This window comes from Streptomyces albireticuli (assembly GCF_002192455.1).
In the GTDB taxonomy this organism is placed as follows: domain Bacteria; phylum Actinomycetota; class Actinomycetes; order Streptomycetales; family Streptomycetaceae; genus Streptomyces; species Streptomyces albireticuli_B.
In genome coordinates this window covers 477,576-497,221 of the sequence record NZ_CP021744.1, presented here as the reverse complement: position 1 = coordinate 497,221, position 19,646 = coordinate 477,576, and the positions used below count along the sequence as shown (strand labels likewise).

Genomic DNA, 19,646 nt, shown 5'->3' with positions numbered 1-19,646 from the left:
AGTGCCCCCTTGAGGGAGAAGGGTTGACGTGAACGATCTCACGCAGTGCGAAAGGGGGCTGGTGGCCATGCTCGACGAACTGAGAGCCTGCCCACCGGTCGATCTTCACCGCGACGACCTGTGGCCTGCCGATGAGAGCTTCGGCGACGCCGACACCGTGTTCGGCAGGGTCGCGGAGTGGTACGGCGTGACGCTGGACCCGGCGCTCAAACGGTGCTTCTTCCGGTTCTCGGGCATCATGGCCCACTGGTCCGCGGACGCGGACGGCCGGGAACTGTCCGGCGAGTTCACTCTCGGCGACCTCCTCTCCCTGGTGGCTGACCAACCGCCTGACCTCGGTGTCGAGTACGGCTCGGATTTCGAGCGCGAACTGGAACCCCAGCTCCGGGTCATGGACGACACACGGTTCACCGGTACCGGAAAGCTCACCGCGTTGCGGATCCAGCCCGGCACTCCCAATCCCGAACTGTGGTTCTTCGACGTCTCACGGGGCTTCTTCAAGCTGGATGTCGACTACTGCGGATACCTGGCGGCATTGCCTCTCACCAAGGGCGTCCACGGCTGGCAGTACCTGTTCGCCGACGTCCGCCTCGGGGACCAGGAATTCAGCGGTGTGCTCGCCGACATGAGGAACATGCTCGACGTCCTCCCCAGGCTCTTCCCCGACCACGACTACACCGCCCTCACCGACCGATTGGCCCAGCGCCTATGACCCGCTACGCGGATCTCCCCAAACCCATCCGCTCCGGAATCGTCATCATCGATCCGCAGCGCGGAACCCCGCGCGGCATCATCGTGCTCCAGTTCAACCCGGACACCCTGGAGCGCTCGCTCGCCCCCAACGCGGCCGGTGCGGACGGTGCCGGGGACCGGACCGAGGTGCTGCGGCTGAAGGGGCCGGCCACGGAGACCTGGAAGTTCACGGCCGAGATCGATGCCACGGACCAGCTGGAGCTGCCCTGGTCCGACGGGATCGCTCCACAGCTGGCCGCCCTGGAGACGCTGCTGCACCCGCCGAGCGCGGTGCTGAGGGCGAAGGAACTGCTGGCGTCCTTCGGGACCTTGGAGATATCCCCGGTGGAGGCACCATTGACGCTGTTCACCTGGGGAAGCAAACGGGTCATGCCCGTGCGCCTGACCGAGCTGACCATCACGGAGCAGGCGTTCGATGCCGAGCTCAATCCGATACGCGCCTCGGTGGGCATCGGGCTGCGGGTGCTGACCGTCAACGATCTGCCCACCGGGCACCGGGGCGCGGAGCTGTACCTGGCGCACCTGGCGAACAAGGAGCAGCTGACCGGGACGGCGACCTCCGGCAGCCGTAGGGTCCTCGGGCTCGGGAACGCGGGGGGTTTCTGATGACGAACGGCAGTGACGCTCCCCTCGAAGCGATCCCGGCCCCCACCTCCTACCCCCGCTCCAGCCGCTACCACGACACCCCCGTAGCCCTGCACGTGGACCCCGACGGCCGGCAGACCCCTTACCTCAAGCGGCGCCTGCTGCCCGACCCCGCGCGGCTGGGGACCCTCGCCGAGCACACCGTCAGCGTCGGTGACCGCCCGGACCTGCTCGCGCACCACTACCTCGGCAGCGCCGACCAGTGGTGGCAGATCGCCGACGCCAACCCCGTCGTCGACCCCAGGGAGCTGACCGCGACCCCCGGCCGCAGGCTGCGGATCGCGCTGCCGGCGGGCGTACCCGGAGCCGTGGATGGCTGACGCCCCGGTCACCACGGGACCGATCCGGCTGACCCTGATGATGGGGCGCCGGATCCCCGTGCCCGTGCCGCAGCCCGTCACCGACGCCCTGCTGTCCGCCCAGGTCACCGTGGCCAGCGGGCAGCGCAGCGGGTTCCAGCTGGCGTTCGACCTGTCGAAGGGCGGGCTGATCAACACCGCTCTGCTGCCCGCCGGGTTCTTCGACCCCGAGACCAGGGTCGTGCTCGTCGTCACCGTCCAGGGCACCCCGACCGTCCTCATGGACGGCGTGCTCATCCGTCAGGAGGTCGGCATCAGCAACCAGCCCGGCCAGTCCACCCTCACCGTCACCGGCGAGGACCTGACGGTGCTGATGGACCTGGAGGACCGTACCGGTGACTCCTTCCCGGCGCTGTCGCCCGCCGGCCGGGTCGCGGTGATCCTCACGCGCTACGCCTCCTACGGCGTCACGCCGCTGGTCGTTCCCGAGCTGATCCCGCAGATGTCGCTGCCCACACACCGCAACGAGGCCCAGAACGGCACCGACCTCGGCTACATCAGCGAGCTGGCGAAGGCCAACGGCTATGTGTTCTACCTCGACCCGGGGCCCGTGCCCGGCATGAGCCGGGCCTACTGGGGGCCGGAGGTGCGGCTCGGCGTGCCCCAGCACGCCCTCAACGTGAACATGGACGCCCTGTCCAACGTCGATCAGCTCACCTTCGCCTTCGACGGCACCGCACGCGAGGAGCCGAGCGCCCGGGTGCAGATCCCCACCACCAAGCTCTCGACCTTGCTGCCCCTGCCCGAACTGAGCATCCTGCGGCCCCCGCTGGCCCTCAAGCCCGCGCCCGCGCTGAAGAAGACGAAGGTCAAGGACGCCGCCAAGAAGGAGACCGCGCCGGCCCTGGCCGAGACCCTCGCCAAGGCCATGGAGTCGGCCGACGCCGTCTCCGGCTCCGGACAGCTCGACGTCGTCCGCTACGGCCACGTCCTGCGGCCCCGCGAGCTCGTGGGCGTACGCGGGGCGGGGATCACCTACGACGGCCTCTACTTCGTCAAGAGCGTCACCCACAACCTCCAGCGAGGCGCCTACACCCAGAACTTCACCCTCGCCCGCGAGGGACTGATCTCCCGCACGCCCGTCGTGCGCCCGTAACCCCGCAGAGCGAGAGCCCCCAGCACAGGAGCAGACGCATGGCCACTGAACCCACCCGCTACCTCGGGAAGTACCGGGGCACCGTGGTGAACAACACCGATCCCGAGCGGAGGGGCCGCATCACGGCGCTGGTGACGGACGTCCTCGGTGACAAGCCGTCCAACTGGGCCATGCCCTGCTTCCCGGTGGCCGGCCGGGGGATGGGGCACTACGCGGTGCCACCGGTCGGGTCCGGGGTGTGGATGGAGTTCGAGCAGGGCAACCCCAGCGACCCGATCTGGTCCGGCTGCTATTACGGGCACGAGAGCGAACTGCCCCCGCAGGCGCTCACCGGCCTGCCCGTCGCCCCCAACCACGTCATGCGGACGACGCTGGGCCGGCGCACGCTGGTCCTCTCCGACGACCCGGTCACCGGCATCACCCTCAAGTCCGCGACGGGCGCCTCGATCGTGATCAACGACTCCGGGATCGAGATCGACAACGGCCAGGGAGCGAAGATCACGCTCATCGGCCCGACCGTGACCATCAACCAGGACGCCCTGAGCGTGACCTGAGAGGAGGGTTCCCTTGTCCGGCAATCTCTTGCACGTCAACGCGACGGTCACCTGCCCGCACGGGGCGCGGGCCACGATCCTGCCCGCGCAGACCAGGGTGATCGTCGGCGGCAACCCCGCCGCCTCCGTGGCCGACCTCGACACGGTCACCGGCTGCCCGTTCCCGCCGTCCGGCCCGCCGCACCCCTGCGTGACGATCCGCTGGGTGGCGCCCTCCACCCGGATCAGGATCAACGGCTCGCCGGCCGTCCTGCGCTCCTCCACGGGGCTGTGCCTGGCCGCCGACCAGGCACCCCAGGGGCCGCCCAACGTGTCCGTGGTCCAGCAGCGGGTGGTGGGCCGGTGACCGGGGCGCGCGGGAACCCCGGCCTCCGGACGCCCGGATCCGGGCCGCGCCGGACCGACATCGCCTTCCCGTTCCGGATCGGCACCCGGGGCCGTACCGCGGACGCCGGCTACGACGACCACGTCCGCGACATGATCGAGCAACTGCTGTTCACCAGCCCCGGCGAGCGCGTGACGCGCCCCGACTTCGGCTGCGGGCTGCTCGACCTGGTCTTCGCCCCCAACAGTCCCGAGCTGGCCTCCGCGCTCCGGCTGACCGTGCAGGCGGCCCTCCAGCGCTGGCTCGGCGACGTGATCGAGGTGGAGTCGCTCGACGTGGTGAGCGAGGAGAACGTGGTGCGGGTGCACCTGGTCTACGTGGTGCGCCGGACCGGCTCGCACCGCGTCGAGGAGTTCGAAGGACGGGGAGCGGCGTGACAGGCGGGACAACGGCGCAGAACTGCGCCACGGAACGCAGACGGGACGACGTCCGGGCCGCCGACCTCAACGGGCTCGACGGCATCGAGGTGAGCGACGACGGCCGCACCCTCACCGTCACCTTCCTCGGCAAGGCGCCCTCACCGTGCCACATAGGCCCGCGGAACATCCGCGTCGACGGCGGCCGCCGCGTCACCGGCATCCGCGCCGTCGCGGTCACGGTGGAGACCGAGGAGGACCCCGAGCTCGACGACCGGATGCTGGTCACCGTCGACAAGGCCGGCGACACCTCCCACTACACCCTGGCGGTCGTCGAGGCCGACGCGTACGGGCGGCCGGGCGACCGGCCGTACCGCGGCTTCGACCCGCGCTACCACCGGGCCGGGTTCGCCTTCGGCCCGGCCTGCCCCACCCCCTTCGACTGCCGCGACGAGGAGACCTGCCCGCCGGAGCCGGGGCCGCGCCCGGTCATCGACTACACCGCGCGCGACTACGACAGCCTGCGGCGCCTCGCCCTGGACCGGATGACGCTCACCACCCCCGACTGGGCCGAGCGGCACGTCCCGGACCTCGGCGTCACACTCGTCGAGCTCCTCGCCCACACCGCCGACCAGATCAGCTACCAGCAGGACGCGGTGGCCACCGAGGCGTACCTCGACACCGCGCGCCGCCGGGTCTCCGTACGCCGCCACGCCCGGCTCGTCGACTACCCCATGCACGACGGCTGCAACGCCCGCGCGTACGTGGCCCTGGAGGTGGACACCGCCCTGACGCTGGAGCCGGGCACCTTCCGGTTCGCCGCCGTGGACATCAGCGGACTCGAACCGCAGGAACGCCCCGACCTCGGCACCGTGATCCCCGACGAGGAACTGGACACGATCGCCGAGACCGCCCTCGTGGAGGTCTTCGAACCCCTCGACCGGTGCGACCTCGACCTGCGCCCCGCGCACAACGCCGTCCGCCTGTGGACCTGGGGCGACGAGGACTGCTACCTCCCGAAGGGAGCGACCGGGGCCACCCTGCGCGACGCATGGGTGTGCCCGGACGAGGGCGCCGAGGGTACGGACGGTGGCCAGGAAGAGGAGGAACGGGAGCGCGTCCTCGCCCTGTGCCCCGGCGACATCCTCCTCATCGAGGAGGTCCTCGGCCCGCGCACCGGCGCCCCCGCCGACGCCGACCCCGCACACCGCCAGGCCGTCCGGCTCACCTCCGTCACCCCCCTCGTGGACGAGCTGTACGACCAGCCCGTCGTCGAGGTGACCTGGGCCGCGGCCGATGCCCTCACCTTCCCGGTGTGCCTCTCCAGCCGGGCCGGCACCGACTGCGCGCCGCTCACCGACGTCAGCCTCGCCCGGGCCAACGTCGTCCTCGTCGACCACGGCCGCTCGCTCACCCACTGCTGCGGCGAACCCGAGTACGTCACGGTGCCGCCCGCCCCCGTCACCGTCCCCGGGTGCGAACCGCCCGGCTTCGGCTGCGGCGACCGGGCGGAGACCACCGGGTCCGCCGCCGCCGTCCACGACATGCTCGACCGGGCCCGCGAGGGGTACCAGCTGGAGCCCGGCCAGGTCCGCGAGCTCCACCGCCTGGTGGGCGAGGCGGCCGTGGCCCGCGCCGGACTCGACATCCACCTGGCCTCCGGCGCCGGCGACGAGGAGCGGGTGGTGCCGCCCGGCGCCGACGCGCAGGCCGCCGCCCTGGAGACCCTGCTCGCCCAGACGTCCTACCCGGGGCTCCCGGCGCGCTTCCGGCCCGTACTGCCGTACGCGCCCGTCACCCAGGCCGCCCCCTACCCGGCGCCCGCACGGGTCGCCGCGAGCCAGGCCGACCTGCTCGCCACCGTCCCCGAGCGGCTGCGCGTCCGCCTGGAGGAGCTGTGGGCGCAGGCCCACGACGGCGAGGAGCTGACACCGGACCAGGTGGCCGAGCTGACCGTCGTCTTCGGCGCCCGCACCCTGGACCGGTTCCACCTGACCGAGCGGCCCGCCGAGGCCCTGCGCGAGCTCATCGCCCGCCGCCACCGGCTGCTCGCGGGCAAACTGCGCCGCCTCGCGGTGCTCGTGGCCCGCGCCCGCGCCGGCGGCGTCCTCGACCGGCGCGTCACCTGGGAGCTCCGGCACAGCTGGGGCGAGGAGTACGCCGACGGCCTCCACCCGGCCGACCCCCGGCTCGCGGGCCCCGCCGCCGGCACCGGCCAGGACCCGCGTACGGCCCTGCCCGCCGTCGTCGTCACCGGCGAGCCGGCCCAGGACCCGGAAGGCGAGCCGGAGGACGCGGCACCCACCTGGCTGCCCCGCCGCGACCTGCTCTCCAGCGGCCGCAGGGACCGCCACTTCGTCGGCGAACCGGAGGATGACGGCAGGCTCGCCCTGCGCTTCGGCGACAACCGCCACGGCGCCGTCCCACCACCCGGCTCCACCCTGGAGATCTCCTACCGGATCGGCAACGGCCCCACCGGCAACGTCGGCGCCGAGGCCATCAACCACCTCCTCCTGTGCCGCGCCGGCTCCCCGGACGTCACCCGCGTCCGCAACCCGCTCGCCGCCGCCGGAGGCACCGCCCCCGAGTCCCTCGACGACGTACGCAGGCTCGCGCCCCTGGCCCTGCGGCGGACCCGGCTGCGCGCCGTCACCGCCGGGGACTACGCCGAACTGGCCGCCCGCGTCCCCGGGGTGCAGCGCGCCGCCGCCGACATCCGCTGGACGGGCGCCACCCAGGAGGTCCACGTGGCCGTCGACCCGCTCGGCACCGCCGCGCCCGGCGCCGTCCTGCTGGAGGCCGTCGGGCACGTCCTCGACACCTACCGGCGCATCGGCCACGACGTCGTCGTGCGCCCCGCCCGCCTGATCCCGCTCGACATCTCCCTCACCGTGTGCGCCGCCCCCGGCTTCCAGCGCGGCCACGTCCTCGCCGAACTGCGCCGGGTCCTCGGCACCCGCACCCTCCCCGACGGGCGGCTCGGCTTCTTCCACCCCGACGCCCTCACCTTCGGCGAACCCGTCCGCGTCAGCCGCCTGGTCGCCGCGGCCGCCGCCGTCCCCGGCGTCGTCAGCGTCCACACGACCCGGCTGCGCCGGCTCCACCAGCACGACGACGGCGAGCTGGAGGCCGGACTGCTGCGGCTCGGCCCGCTGGAGATCGCCCAATGCGACAACGACCCCGACTGGCCGGAGAACGGCCGACTCGGCATCGAGATCGGAGGCGGCCGATGAGCGGCCGATGCGACTGCGGCTGCCGGGGCACCGCGACGGCGACACCCACCGAGGTGACCAACCCGCCCGGCCTCACCGCCGTCCGCCACCGGGTGGGCACCTACGGGGAGTTCCTCTCCTCCATGCTCGCCCGGCTGTCCGGACCCGCCTACCCGGCGCTGCGCGACCTGACCGTACGCACCCCCGACGACCCGGCGATCGCCCTGCTCGACACCTGGGCCGTCCTCGGCGACCTGCTCACCTTCTACTCCGAGCGGATCGCCAACGAGGGCTATCTGCGCACCGCCACCGAGGACGGCTCCCTCGCCCTGCTCGGCCGGCTCGTCGGCCACCGGCCGCGCCCCGGCGTGGCCGCCGACACCGTCCTCGCCTACACCCTCGACCGCGACCCGGACCCCGGCCGGGAGACGCCCGTACTGATCCCGCGCGGCGCCCGCAGCCAGAGCGTGCCGGGGCCGGGGGAGGAGCCGCAGTCGTTCGAGACCGCGGAGGAGCTCGCCGCCCGCTGGTCGTGGAACGAACTCCCGGTGCTGCGCCGCCGCCCTTACCAGGTCACACCCGACCTGCTGGCCCGGCGCACCGAGCTGTTCCTCGCGGGCACGGCCAACAACGTCAAGCCCGGCGACCAGCTGCTGTTCGTCTTCAGCGCCGAGGAGTCCGCCCGGGACAAGCGGTTCCTGCGCACCGTCCCCCACGTCCGCCTGGACCGTGAGAACGACATCACCGAGATCGGCCTCCCCGTCACGGCCCGGCCCTCCTTGAAGGGGCTGCGGGAGGAACTGACCAAGTGGCTCCCCCCGCAGGACAAGGACCTGCCCACCACGCGGCCCCGGGGCAGCCGCCTCGTCGACCGGTTCGACGAGGACGTCCTGGGGCCCCTGCGCAAGGACCTGGCGGACCTGAAGACCGCGTCCGCCTTCGTCGACCGGCTGACCACGGACAAGCGGCGCGTCGCCGAGGCCCTCGAACTGGCCGCCCCGTACCCGCGCATCGTCCCCTGGTTCGACGCCCTGGCCGGGAAGTTCACCGAACTGATCACACACGCCCGGACCCTGGAACCACCGCAGCCCGCCGCGGACAAGCCGAAACCGCCCTCGTCACCCGGCGGCGCGCACGAGCCGCTGTTCGACGGGCTCCGCCTCGGGGACGACCCCACGAAGGAGCACGGCGGACACGAGGACGCCCCGGCACCGACCGCCCCGGCGGGGCCCGCCCACCCGGCCTTCCGCGGCCTGGGCGCCCTGCTCCCCGCGCTGCGCACCGCGCCCGCCCGGCCCCCGGTCAACGCCCGCCACCTCGCCCGGGACCCCGAGCGCGCCTACGCCCCCGGCTCCGACATCGGTGCCCAGCTGCTGGCCGCGCTCGACGCCAGGATCCGCGAGGGCCTGCACGACGCCTGGCGGAAGGTGGACCTGACGGCGCCGCTCGCGCTCGCCACCGTGCAGGTCATGAGGGCCACCGCGACGCCCTTCGGCGCGACCGCGCCCATGCCCGTCAAGCCGGGGGGTGGGATCGACTACGACGACTGGCCGCTCTCCGGTGTCGCCGGGATCAGCACCACGGTCACCTACGACAGCGCCGCCACCGTCCCCGCGCACATCGCCTTCGCCTACGCGGTGGCCAATTCCACGACGTCGACCAAGGACCTCCAGCTCCCCGTCGACAAGGCGCTGCCCCCCAAGGACGTCGAGGGCGTCGGCCCGGGCACCGCCCGGGTGCACACCACGTTCCCGCCGCGGGAACCGGACCCCGGCTCCGGCGGGACCGGAGACGCCGGCGCGGCCGCCCCGGCGGATCCCCCGGACCCGCAGAAGTTCGGCGTCACCGCCCAGTTGCTGGAGAAACTCCCCAAGGCCACCGTGTTCGTCTCCCGGCCCGGCAAGGACCAGAGGGTGCGGGTGACCGTCACCAACGGCACGGACCCCGACGTCTCCTTCCTCCTGGGCCCCACCGACAGCCCGCCGAAGCAGACCCTCGGCAGGCTGGACGTCACCGCCAAGCGCAGTGCCCTGGAGGGCAAGCCCGCCACCGTCGAGGTCGTCATCACCACCCAGCTGGAGGTCACCGACCGGAACAGGCTGGCCCTGGACGCCGTCTACGACGGCATCGCCCCCGGCAGCTGGGTCGCCGTCGAGCGCCCCCGCAAGGGCAGCCCCGGGCAGATACCCGGCAGCAAGGAGTTCGCCCACGTCGTCACCCGCGTCACCGACGCGCGCGTGGTCTCCCGCGCCGCCTTCGGCATCACCGGCAAGGTCACCGAACTCACCCTCCAGGACGACTGGCTCGACGAGTTCGACACCTCCTTGGCCCACATCAGGGACACCACCGTCCTCGCCCGGGGCGACACCCTCCGCCTCGCCGAGGAGACCGTCACCGAGGACGTCCAGGGCAACGAGATCGAGCTCGCCGGACTCCACGAGGGGCTGGCACCCGGCCGCTGGCTGGTGTTCAGCGGCGAGCGCACCGACATCCCCGGCACCACCGGGGTCATCGGCACCGAGCTCGCCATGGTCGCCGAGGTCCGGCAGGGCGTCACCCCCGCACTGCCCGGCGACACCGTGCACACCACCCTCGTCCTCACCGCGAAGCTCGCCTTCCACTACCGCCGCGACACCCTGCGCGTCCACGGCAACGTCGCCCGGGCCACCCACGGCGCCACCCGCGACGAGCCCATCGGCAGCGGCGACGCGAGCAGGGCCAACCAGACGTTCACCCTCTGGCAGTCCCCGCTGACCTGGCTCGCCGCCGACAACGCGCTGGGCGCCGAGAGCACCCTGGAGGTCCGGGTGGACGGGGTGCGCTGGCGGGAGGTCGACAGCCTCGCCGGACGCGGGCCGCGCGAGCGGGTCTTCGTCACGCACACCGCCGACGGCCCCGGCGGCCGGACCACCCTCACCTTCGGCGACGGCGTGCACGGCGCGCGCCTGCCCACCGGACAGGAGAACGTCCGCGCCCGCTACCGCATCGGCGTCGGCAGGGCCGCCAACGTCAAGGCCGGCCGCATCACCCAGCCGACCACCCGGCCCCTCGGCGTCACCGGCGTCGTCAACCCGCTGCCCGCCACCGGCGGCGCCGACCCCGACGGCCCCCGGCTCGCCCGCCGCAACATCCCCCTCGCCGTCACCGCCCTCGACCGGCTCGTCTCCGTGCCCGACTACGAGGACTTCGCCCGCTCCCGGGCCGGCATCGGCAGGGCGAGCGCCCGGCAGATCTTCGACGGCACCCGGCGCACCGTCCACCTCACCGTCGCGGGCGTCGACGACATCGCGCTCACCGACGACTCCGACATCGTGCGCACCCTGCGCACCGCCCTCGCCGCCCACGGCGACCCCCGGGTGCCGGTCACCGTCGCCGTACGCGAACTGGTCCTGCTCATCGTCGCGGCCGACGTCAAGGTGCACCCCGACCACTCGTGGGACCTCGTCGAACCGGCGCTGCGCCGGGCGCTGCTGGCCCGGCTCGGTTACCCCGCGCGCGAGCTCGGCACCCCCGCGTACCTCTCGGAGGTGCTGGCCACCGCCCAGTCCGTACCGGGCGTGGAGTACGTGGACGTCGACGTGTTCACCGGCGTCGCCGGCAGCCTCACCCCACAGGGCCTGGAGAAGCTCCCCGAGCAGCTGACGCGCCCTCAGCCGGTGGTCGGCGCCCGGCCCGCCACGTACGAGGAGGCCCGCTACACCGTCTCCCCGCCGGGCCAGGAGACCACCGAGACCCTCACCGAGGTGGCCGCCAGGAACGGCATCACCGTCGCCGGACTGCTGCGCCTCAACCCCGACATCACCGACACCCGGCCGCTGCGGAAGGGGCGCGTGGTCGTCGTCTTCCGCGGCATCCGCCCGGCGCAGTTCGCGCTGCTCTCGCCGGACGTGCCGGACACACTGATCCTTAAGGAGGCGCGGGCGTGAACCGTGACCCCGACGGCCTGCTGGCACTGCTCCCGCAGTGGCACCAGCTGCGAGACGCCGAGGCCGGGGAGCCGCTGCGGGCCCTGCTCGCCGTGATCGCCGAACAGGTCGACCTGGTGCGCTCGGGAGTGGAACAGGGCTACGAGGACTGGTTCGTCGAGACCTGCGCCGACTGGGCCGTGCCCTACCTCGGCGACCTCGTCGGCTACCGCGTCCTGCCCGGCTACGAGGAGGTGCTCACCACCGGCCTGTCCGCGGGCGGCCCCGGCGGCGGCACCGCCGAGTCGCGGCGGCGCCTCGCCGCCCGGCTCGCCCCCCGCCGCGATGTCGCGGACACCGTCGCCAACCGGCGGCGCAAGGGCACCCTGGCGCTGCTGGAGGAGCTCTCCGCGTCGGTGGCCGAATGGCCCGCCAGGGCGGTGGAGTTCTCCCGGCTGCTCGGCGCCCACCAGCCGGTGCGCCTGTTCGGGCCGGCCGGGGAGGCGGCCGCCGCGACCCGGCTCACCCGGGGCCGGCTGCTCGACGTCCGCGACGGAGCCGCCCTGGACCTGCTCGGCGGCGCCTTCGACCCGGCCGCGCACAGCGTCGACGTACGGCGGGCCGGATCCGCCCGCCGGCGGGGCGGGTACACCCCGTCGGGCGTCGGCCTGTTCGTCTGGCGGCTCAAGCCCTACCCGGTGACGCGCGCGCCCGCCTACTGCATCGACCGGGCCCGCAACCTCTACACCTTCTCCATCCTCGGCAACGACAGCCCGCTGGTGGCCAGGCCCGAGCCGGAGCCCTCGGCCTCCCACCTGGCCACCATGGACAACGTCCCCGCCTTCATCCGCCGCAGGCAGCTCGCCGACGGGCTCACCGACCACTACGGCCCCGGCCGCTCCTTCACCGTCTGGCGGGACGACGACGAGGAACCCGTACCGCCCGCCGAGATCGTCGTCGCCGACCTCTCCGACTGGACCTACCGGGCCCGGCGCGGCCAGGTCGTCGTCGACCCCGAACTCGGCCGCATGGCCTTCGGCACCCGCTGCGCGCCCCGGCACGGCGCGTGGGTCAGCTACCACTACGCGTTCGGCGACGACACCGGCGGCGGTGAGTACCCGAGGGAACGCGACACCCCGCCCCGGGCGACCGTCTACCAGGTCGGGCCGGACCGGCCGTTCGAGCGCATCATGGACGCCTACGAGCAGTGGCGCTCCGACGGCGGCGCGGAGGCCGTCATCGAGCTCACCCACAGCGGCGCCCACCAGGAACAGCTGGACTTCGACCTGTCCCCCGGGGAGCGGCTGGAGGTGCGCGCCGCCGAGGGCGCGCGCCCGGTCATCCGCCTTCTCGACTGGTACAGCAACCGGCCCGACGCCCTCAACATCCACGGCAACCCCGGCGAGGGGCCGGGGCCGCGCGTGGTCCTGGACGGGCTGCTCGTCACCGGCCGCGGCATCAGCGTGACCGGCCCGGTCGGCTCCGTCGTCCTGCGGCACTGCACCCTGGTGCCCGGCTGGTCGCTGGAGCCGCGCTGCGAACCGCACTCGCCGCAGGAGCCCAGCCTGGTCCTGGAGTGCACCACCACGTGCGTGCAGATCGAACGCAGCGTCCTCGGCACCATCGAGGTCGTCGGCGACGAGGCCGGCACCGACCCGCTGGAGATCCACATCGCCGACAGCATCGTGGACGCCACCGGCTCCGGCCGCGAGGCCCTCTCCGGGCCGGAGTGCCGCCACGCCCACGCCGTGCTGCGCGCCCACCGCACCACGGTGATCGGCGAGGTCCACGTCCACGCCGTCGGACTCGCCGAGGACAGCCTCTTCACCGGCCGCGTGCACACCGCCCGGCGCGGCATCGGCTGCGTGCGGTTCTGCTACGTGCCACCGGGCTCGCGCACCCCGCGCCGCTACCACTGCCAGCCGGACGAGGTGCGCGCCGCCGTGCGGGAACGCGCCGAGAAGGGCGAGATCCCGTGGGACGACGTCCCCGGGCTCCAGGACGCCGAGTCGGCCCGTGTGCGGCCGGTGTTCACCAGCGTCCGCTACGGCACCCCGGCCTACGGCCGGCCGGCCCGCGGCTGCGCGCCGGAGATCACCCGGGGCGCCGAGGACGGCTCCGAGCTCGGTGCCTTCCACGAGCTCTTCCAGCCCCAGCGCGAGGACAGCCTGCGCGCCCGCCTGGAGGAGTTCTCACCGGCCGGCACCGACGCCGGGATCATCCACGTGACCTGACCCCGCGTCACCCACCGGCGCCGGGCCGGTCCCGTTCCGGCCCGCCGAGGTCCCTCGCCCGACGGCTCTCCACGCCTTTCACGCTTTCCACGCTTTTCGAGGGGAACCAACCCATGCACGCAGACCTCTCCCGCCTCACCTTCCGGCCCGCCAAGCACTACTCCGGCGTGCTCGCCCAGCAAGGCCGGGTCCAGCTCGACGCCGACGCCAACGAGCAGGCGGCGATCACCCGGCACCAGGCCCGCACCCTGGCCGCCGACCTGATAGGGCAGCACGGCGGCCCGCACGGTGCCACCGGCTTCCGCATCGAGTTCCGGCAGGGCGAGAACACGCTCGACGACCTGGTCATCCACGGCGGCCGGTACTACGTGGACGGCATCCTGTGCGACGCCGGCCGCCCGCCGGCCGGGACGCCCGCCGAGCACGAGCCCACCGGTGCGGCGGACGCCCCCGCCGGCGCCGAGGGGCCGGAAGGCGACGCCGGCGGTGAACAGGGCCCGCCGGCCGACGGCGTCTGGACGTACTGGGACCAGCCCGACGCCTACCGCGACGCGGAGAAGCCGGCCGACCGGCTGCCCGCCCAGCTGCCTTACCTCGTCTACCTCAAGGTGTGGGAGCGTACGGTCACCGCCGCCGAGGACCCCGAGATCCGCGAGGTCGCCCTCGGCGCCGCCCTGCCCGACACGGCGGCCAGGATCAAGACCGTCTGGCAGGTCCTGCCCCTGACGGGTACCGACCTGGGCGCCCCGGAGAGCCCGACGTCCGACCAGCTGCGCACGGCGTTCCGCGCCTGGGCGGACAAGCAGCGCGCCCCGGCCGCCGCGGCCGCCTTCCGCACCGAGCGCCCGGCGCGCACCGACGAGGACCCGTGCGTGACCCCGCCCGACTCCCGCTACCGGGGCCCGGAGAACCAGCTCTACCGCGTGGAGGTCCACACCGGCGGGACGTCCGGGACCGCCACCTTCAAGTGGTCGCGGGAGAACGGCTCCGTCGTCTTCCCCGTGGCCGCGCTCGACGGCACCTGGGTGGAACTCACCACGCTCGGCCAGGACGACAAGCTCGACCTGAACGCGGGGGACCGGGTGGAGCTCGCCGACTCCGCCTACACCAGCCGCGGCGAACCCGCCGACCTGCTGCGGGTGGAGGAGGTCGACCTGCCCGGCCGCCGGGTGCGGCTCGACGCCGAACCGGGCCCGGGCACCGGCAGGCTGCCCGGTCTGCACCCCTTCCTCCGCCGCTGGGACCACCGGGCCCCCGGCGGCCGCGGCACCGCCCGGCAGGACCGGGACGGCGGCCTGAAGCTGGTGGAGGGCGCGTGGACCGACCTGGAGGACGGCGTCCAGGTCTGGTTCGCCCCCGGCGGCCGCTACCGTCCGGGCGACCACTGGACCGTCCCCGCGCGCACCGCCACCGGCACGGTGGAGTGGCCCGCCACGGCGGACGCCCGGCCGCTGCTCCAGCCCCCGGCGGGCATCGAGGCGCACTACGCCCCGCTGGCCTGGGTGGTGGGCGGCGAGGCGTCGCAGACCGACCTGCGGTTCAGCTTCCGGCCGCTGGCGGCGCCGGTCGAGGCCGTCGCGGAGCGGTGACCACCCGCCGTCAGCCGTACGCCGCAGGGCCGGGGCCGGGAGCCACCGCGGGCTTCCGGCCCCGGCCCTGCGGCGGGGAGTCGTGACGACGCGTCACAGACGGGCGGGCTCGGCCGCCTCCGCGCGGGTCGCCGCCGGTCGCTCCGGCCGGCGCGCGGCGGGCGTCGAGGGGCGGCGTACGAGCGCCAGCGCGACGAGGCCGCCGAGCACCCCGAGCGCGCCGGAGACCAGGAAGGTGTGCTGGAGCCCGGTCGCGAAGGCCTCGTGCACCAGCCGCCCGGCCGCGGCCCGCTCCGCGGGGCCCGCGTGGGCGATCACGGCGCCCGCCTGACCGCCCGCCAGGGCGTCGGCCGTCGCGGCGGGATCGGCGACGGAGCCCTTCCCGTGGTCCCGGAGGGCACCGGTCATCCCGGCGTGGAAGACGACGCCCAGGACGGCGATGCCCAGGGCGTTCCCCAGCTGGCGGGCGGTGTTGACGGCACCGCTGGCCATCCCGCCGCGCTCGGGCGCGACCGAGGCCAGCGCCGCGGACGCCAGCATGGGGGTGGCGATGCCGACGCCGACGCCGGTCACGGCGAGGCCCGGCACCAGGACGGTCCAGCTGGAGTCCGCGTCGATCGTGGCCTGGAGGAACGCGCCCGCGCCGATCAGCAGCAGGCCCGGGCCGACCGTCCAGCGCGGCGAGGCGCCGTGCAGGAAGCGCCCGGACAGCGACGCGACGAGGAAGGCCGCGAGGCTCATGGGCAGGCAGGTGAGGCCCGCCGTGACCGGACCCATGCCGCGTACGGACTGGAGCCACAGCGAGGTGTAGGCCAGATAGGAGAACGCGGCGACGGACAGCAGCACCGCCGCGACCATGAGCCCGGAGAACGAACCCTGGCGGAAGAGCGAGAGGTCCAGCAGCGGCTCCCGCCGGCGCTTCTCGATCACCAGGAACGCGAGCAGCGCCACCGCGGCGAGGCCGAAGAGCCCCAGGGTGGTGGCCGATGCCCAGCCGTTGTCACTGCCCTTGATCAGGGCGTAGGTCGCGGCGCCGGCCGCGACGGTGAAGGCCGCCATGCCGGGCAGGTCGACGCCCCGGGACCGCCGCGCGGGCGTCGCGGCGACGAACCGCAGGGTCATCGCGACGGCGAGCACGCTGAGCGGCAGGTTCACGTAGAAGATCCAGCGCCAGTCCAGGTGCTCGGTCAGCAGACCGCCCAGGACCGGCCCGGCCGCCGACGCGGCGCCGCTGACGGCACCCCAGGCGCCGAACGCCACCCCGCGGTCCCGGCCCTGGTAGATGCTGCTGATCAGGGCCGTCGTCGTGGCCAGCATCGCGGCCCCGCCTATGCCCTGCACCCCGCGGAAGGCGATCAGGGCCGCCGGGCCCGTCGCCAGCCCGCAGGCCAGCGAGGCGAGCGCGAACAGCGCCAGGCCCACGACGTACACCTGCCGGTGGCCGACCCGGTCGGCCAGCGAACCGACGCCCAGCAGCAGCGCGGCGAGCGCCAGGGCGTAGATGTCCATCACCCACTGGAGGTCCGCGAAGGAGGTGCGCAGGCTCTCGGCCATGTCGGGCAGCGCCACCACGACGATCGTGACGTCCACCAGCAGCATGAACGTTCCCAGGCACACCGCTACGAGCGGCAGCCACTTACGCATCCGAACCTCCAGAGCTCTGTCACGAACGAGGCCGGGAGTGCGACAGGCTCCCCGGGCGGTACCCGGGGAGCCGCGCTCCCGGCCGGTTCGAAGCTCGCATCGGCCGGGCGGTTTCCGGAAACCAGCACGGCCCGGATGACGGAATCCGACACACCTCCCGTATGAGATGCTCGAAAATATGAACGACCATGGATTCGATCTCCTCGACCGGCAGCTCGTCCAGGCCCTGATGATCGACGGCCGGGCCGCCTTCAGCCGCCTCGCCGCGGCCCTGGAGACCACGGACCAGACCGTGATCCGCCGGTACCGCCGCCTCCGCGGGGCGGGACTGCTCCGGGTGCTCGGCCTGCCCGTGGGCGACCGCGTCGGCATGCACGAGTCCCGGCTGCGCATCCAGTGCGTCCCGGGCTCGGCGGTGGCCATCGCCGAGGCGCTGTCCCACCGCCCCGACACCGGCTGGGTGAAGATCCTCGCCGGTGGTGCCGAGGTCGGATGCATGGTGAGCTCCCGCACCTCGGAGGACCACGAGGCCCTCCTGCTCCAGAAGCTGCCCGGCACCCGGCAGGTCACGGGGGTCTCGGCGCAGAGCCTCCTCCACCGGTACACCGCCGGCCCCGGCCACTGGCTGGGCCCGGCCGAGCTCGGCGAGGAGCAGATACAGGCCCTGCGGCCGCCGGAGGTGAACCGCGAGGACACCGTCCGGCTCGACGACTTCGACCACGCCCTGCTGGCCGTGCTCGCGCGGGACGGCAGGGCGGGCTACCCCGAACTCGCGAAGGCGACCAGCCGTTCGGAGTCCACGGTGCGCCGCCGCCTGGAGTATCTGCGGGGGACCGGAGCGCTCACCTTCGAGGTCGAGATCCTCCCCGTCCACCTGGGCTACCGGACGGAGGCCGCGCTCGCCGTGACCGTGGCCCCCAGCGTCCTGGCCGAGGTCGGCCAGGCGCTCGCCGACCACCCCCAGGTCCCCTTCGTCGCGGCCATGACCGGCACCAGCAACCTCGCCGCCTCGGTGCTCTGCAAGGACCGGCACGCCCTGTACAGGTACATCACGGAAGAGATCGGCGCGCTGACGTCCGTGCACCAGCTGGAGGTCGTCCCCGTGCTCCGCCACGTCAAACGGGCGGGCCTGCTCAGCGACGGCAGTCGGCTTTTCGACCCGCCGCGCTGAGCCGCGGGCCCGGCCGCCGCGCTCATTTCACGGAGGCGCTCTCCAGCACGGCGTCGACCTCGTGGCGCTCGTCCGGCCCGGCCGGCAGGGCGATGCCCAGGAGGAAGGCGGAGCGGCCGGCGTCCACCTGGACGAGCGTCATCCGGAGATGGCCCGTACCGCCCTCGCCGTCCTCCAGCCTCAGCACCACCGTGTGCGCCGGACGGCCGCTCACCTTCGTCGCCCGCGACTCCTCCAGCGTCGACCGCCCGTCCGGCGAGAAGAACACCGCGTTCGACCGGGCCGCCCTCTCCGCCTGCGGCTTCAGCGCCTCCTCGGGTACGGGCCCGGCCCGCCCGGCCAGGACGGTGCTCCCTCCCTCGCGCTCGGCACGCTCCGGGCCGACCGACGAGGTGAAGGCGCCGATCAGCTTCTCCCGGCCGCTGTCCTTCCACCCCTCGGGTATCGCGTACGACAGCCCGGCCGCGCTGTCGGTCACCCGGGGCCGGCCGGCCAGCGGATCCCCGTCGCTCCGCGTCAGCCACCACGCGGCGCCCCCGCACAGCGCGAGCACCAGCACCGCGACGGTGCCGGCCACCAGCGCCCCGCGCCCGCGGGGCGCCCGGCCCGGGAGCGGGGGAGGGGAGGCCGGGAAGGGCGGGTACGGCTGCGGCCGCGGATCGGCGAGAGGGGGCGTTGTCATGCCCCCAGCATCGCGGCCCCGGCCGGCGGGGCCCTGAGCGCTCGTACTCAGCCACGTACTCAGATGTGGCGCTCCGCCCGTGCGGCCGGTCATCCTGATGCGCTTTGCGGTCGTTCTGTTGGACCGATCTGGTCATTTCGATATACCCTCCGGTCATTAAGTCGAACGAGAGGGAGTGTCGTGATCGCGTTGATTCTGGCCCTGGGCAGCTCACTGGCCTACGGCTGCGCCGACTTCCTCGGCGGACTCGGGGCCCGGCGCGCCCACGTGCTGCGCACGGTCATGATCGCGGCACCCGCCAGCCTCGCCGTCGAACTGCTGCTGTGGCCCGTCCTCGGCGCCCGCTGGAGCGCGGCCGCCCTCGGCTGGGGCGCGGCCTCCGGTGTGGCCTCGGCCGCCGCCTTCGCCCTGCTCTACCGCACGCTGGCCATCGGCCCGATGAGCGTGCTGTCCCCGGTGACGGCCCTCGTCTCCGCCGTGCTGCCGGTCGGCGTCGGCCTCGTGCAGGGCGAGCGCCTGGGCGTCGCGGGACTCATCGGCGTACCCCTCGCCCTGGTCGCCGTCGTCCTGGTCAGCGCCGGCCCCGGCACCCGCTCCGCCCGCCCCGGCCGCACGGCACTGCTCCTCGCGTGCGGCGCGGGCGCCGCCATCGCCCTCCAGCTCGTCTGCCTCCACCAGGCGCCCGGTGACAGCGGAGTGGCACCGCTGGTCGTCGGCAGGGCCGTCTCCTCCGCCGTGACCCTGACCGCCGCCGGTCTCCTGCGCGGGCGGCTCGGCCCCGAACGGCCCTCGCTCGCCCTCTCGGCCGGGGCCGGCGCGCTGGACTCCCTGGCCAACCTCGCCTTCCTCTTCGCGGCCCGCGGCGGCGACCTGGCCGTGGTGGCCGTCGTCACCGCCCTCTACCCGGCCGGTACCGTCCTCCTCGCCCGTACCGTCCTGTCCGAACGCGTCCACCGGGGCCAGCTCGCCGGACTCGGCGCCGCCGCGGCCGCCGTCAGCCTGCTCGCCCTCGGCTGAGCCGGCGCCACGGCCCGCCCCCCGCCCGCCCGGCTTCGCCGCAG

General features: G+C 74.1%; 15 protein-coding genes. 13 read left to right on the top strand and 2 right to left on the bottom strand.

Translation table 11 applies throughout. The annotated features are described in order from the left end of the window. Nucleotides 1-28: 28 nt before the first annotated feature. From SMD11_RS02200 to SMD11_RS02150, 11 genes are all read left to right on the top strand, one after another. On the top strand, nucleotides 29-712 hold the full coding sequence (locus SMD11_RS02200) for a hypothetical protein (protein WP_087924786.1): 684 nt from the start codon (nucleotides 29-31) through the stop codon (nucleotides 710-712). Beyond that, nucleotides 709-1,359 (top strand): hypothetical protein, encoded by a 651-nt coding sequence (locus tag SMD11_RS02195; protein ID WP_087924785.1) that lies wholly within the window; start codon nucleotides 709-711, stop codon nucleotides 1,357-1,359. The genes SMD11_RS02200 and SMD11_RS02195 overlap by 4 nt, the downstream gene beginning before the upstream one ends. After that, complete coding sequence (locus SMD11_RS02190; RefSeq protein ID WP_087924784.1) at nucleotides 1,359-1,718, top strand: hypothetical protein; 360 nt, start codon at nucleotides 1,359-1,361, stop codon at nucleotides 1,716-1,718. The genes SMD11_RS02195 and SMD11_RS02190 overlap by 1 nt, the downstream gene beginning before the upstream one ends. After that, on the top strand, nucleotides 1,711-2,853 hold the full coding sequence (locus tag SMD11_RS02185) for a hypothetical protein (protein ID WP_087924783.1): 1,143 nt from the start codon (nucleotides 1,711-1,713) through the stop codon (nucleotides 2,851-2,853). Before SMD11_RS02190 ends, SMD11_RS02185 begins: the two co-directional genes overlap by 8 nt. Before the next feature lie 38 nt (nucleotides 2,854-2,891). Continuing rightward, on the top strand, nucleotides 2,892-3,407 hold the full coding sequence (locus SMD11_RS02180) for a phage baseplate assembly protein V (RefSeq protein ID WP_087924782.1): 516 nt from the start codon (nucleotides 2,892-2,894) through the stop codon (nucleotides 3,405-3,407). Nucleotides 3,408-3,420: 13 nt separating this feature from the next. Further along, on the top strand, nucleotides 3,421-3,753 hold the full coding sequence (locus SMD11_RS02175; protein ID WP_087924781.1) for a hypothetical protein: 333 nt from the start codon (nucleotides 3,421-3,423) through the stop codon (nucleotides 3,751-3,753). Next, nucleotides 3,750-4,169 carry a GPW/gp25 family protein gene (locus tag SMD11_RS02170; RefSeq protein ID WP_087924780.1) on the top strand — a complete coding sequence of 140 codons (420 nt, stop codon included), beginning with the start codon at nucleotides 3,750-3,752 and terminating at the stop codon, nucleotides 4,167-4,169. Before SMD11_RS02175 ends, SMD11_RS02170 begins: the two co-directional genes overlap by 4 nt. Further along, nucleotides 4,166-7,381 carry a putative baseplate assembly protein gene (locus tag SMD11_RS02165; RefSeq protein WP_234365853.1) on the top strand — a complete coding sequence of 1,072 codons (3,216 nt, stop codon included), beginning with the start codon at nucleotides 4,166-4,168 and terminating at the stop codon, nucleotides 7,379-7,381. Before SMD11_RS02170 ends, SMD11_RS02165 begins: the two co-directional genes overlap by 4 nt. Then, nucleotides 7,378-11,286, top strand: a complete 3,909-nt coding sequence (locus SMD11_RS02160) for a putative baseplate assembly protein (RefSeq protein WP_087924779.1) — start codon at nucleotides 7,378-7,380, stop codon at nucleotides 11,284-11,286. The genes SMD11_RS02165 and SMD11_RS02160 overlap by 4 nt, the downstream gene beginning before the upstream one ends. Continuing rightward, nucleotides 11,283-13,499 (top strand): hypothetical protein, encoded by a 2,217-nt coding sequence (locus tag SMD11_RS02155; protein ID WP_087924778.1) that lies wholly within the window; start codon nucleotides 11,283-11,285, stop codon nucleotides 13,497-13,499. The genes SMD11_RS02160 and SMD11_RS02155 overlap by 4 nt, the downstream gene beginning before the upstream one ends. A gap of 113 nt (nucleotides 13,500-13,612) precedes the next feature. Then, nucleotides 13,613-15,088, top strand: coding sequence for a DUF6519 domain-containing protein (locus SMD11_RS02150; protein WP_087924777.1), 1,476 nt, complete (start codon nucleotides 13,613-13,615; stop codon nucleotides 15,086-15,088). Nucleotides 15,089-15,181: 93 nt separating this feature from the next. On the opposite strand, the gene SMD11_RS02145 is transcribed toward SMD11_RS02150, so the two are convergent. Continuing rightward, nucleotides 15,182-16,732 carry an MFS transporter gene (locus tag SMD11_RS02145; protein WP_107421920.1) on the bottom strand — a complete coding sequence of 517 codons (1,551 nt, stop codon included), beginning with the start codon at nucleotides 16,730-16,732 and terminating at the stop codon, nucleotides 15,182-15,184. A 178-nt stretch (nucleotides 16,733-16,910) separates the two neighbouring features. Between SMD11_RS02145 and SMD11_RS02140 the strand changes: the two genes are divergently transcribed. Beyond that, nucleotides 16,911-17,903: an Lrp/AsnC family transcriptional regulator gene (locus tag SMD11_RS02140; RefSeq protein WP_234365852.1), complete on the top strand. Its 993-nt coding sequence runs from the start codon at nucleotides 16,911-16,913 to the stop codon at nucleotides 17,901-17,903. Between the two features lie 22 nt (nucleotides 17,904-17,925). Here the strand turns inward: SMD11_RS02140 and SMD11_RS02135 are convergent, their stop codons facing one another. Beyond that, on the bottom strand, nucleotides 17,926-18,585 hold the full coding sequence (locus SMD11_RS02135) for a hypothetical protein (RefSeq protein ID WP_159395185.1): 660 nt from the start codon (nucleotides 18,583-18,585) through the stop codon (nucleotides 17,926-17,928). A 180-nt stretch (nucleotides 18,586-18,765) separates the two neighbouring features. Here SMD11_RS02135 and SMD11_RS02130 point away from each other — a divergent pair, with 180 nt between their 5' ends. Further along, nucleotides 18,766-19,602 carry an EamA family transporter gene (locus SMD11_RS02130; protein WP_087924774.1) on the top strand — a complete coding sequence of 279 codons (837 nt, stop codon included), beginning with the start codon at nucleotides 18,766-18,768 and terminating at the stop codon, nucleotides 19,600-19,602. The last annotated feature ends 44 nt before the right edge of the window (nucleotides 19,603-19,646 follow it).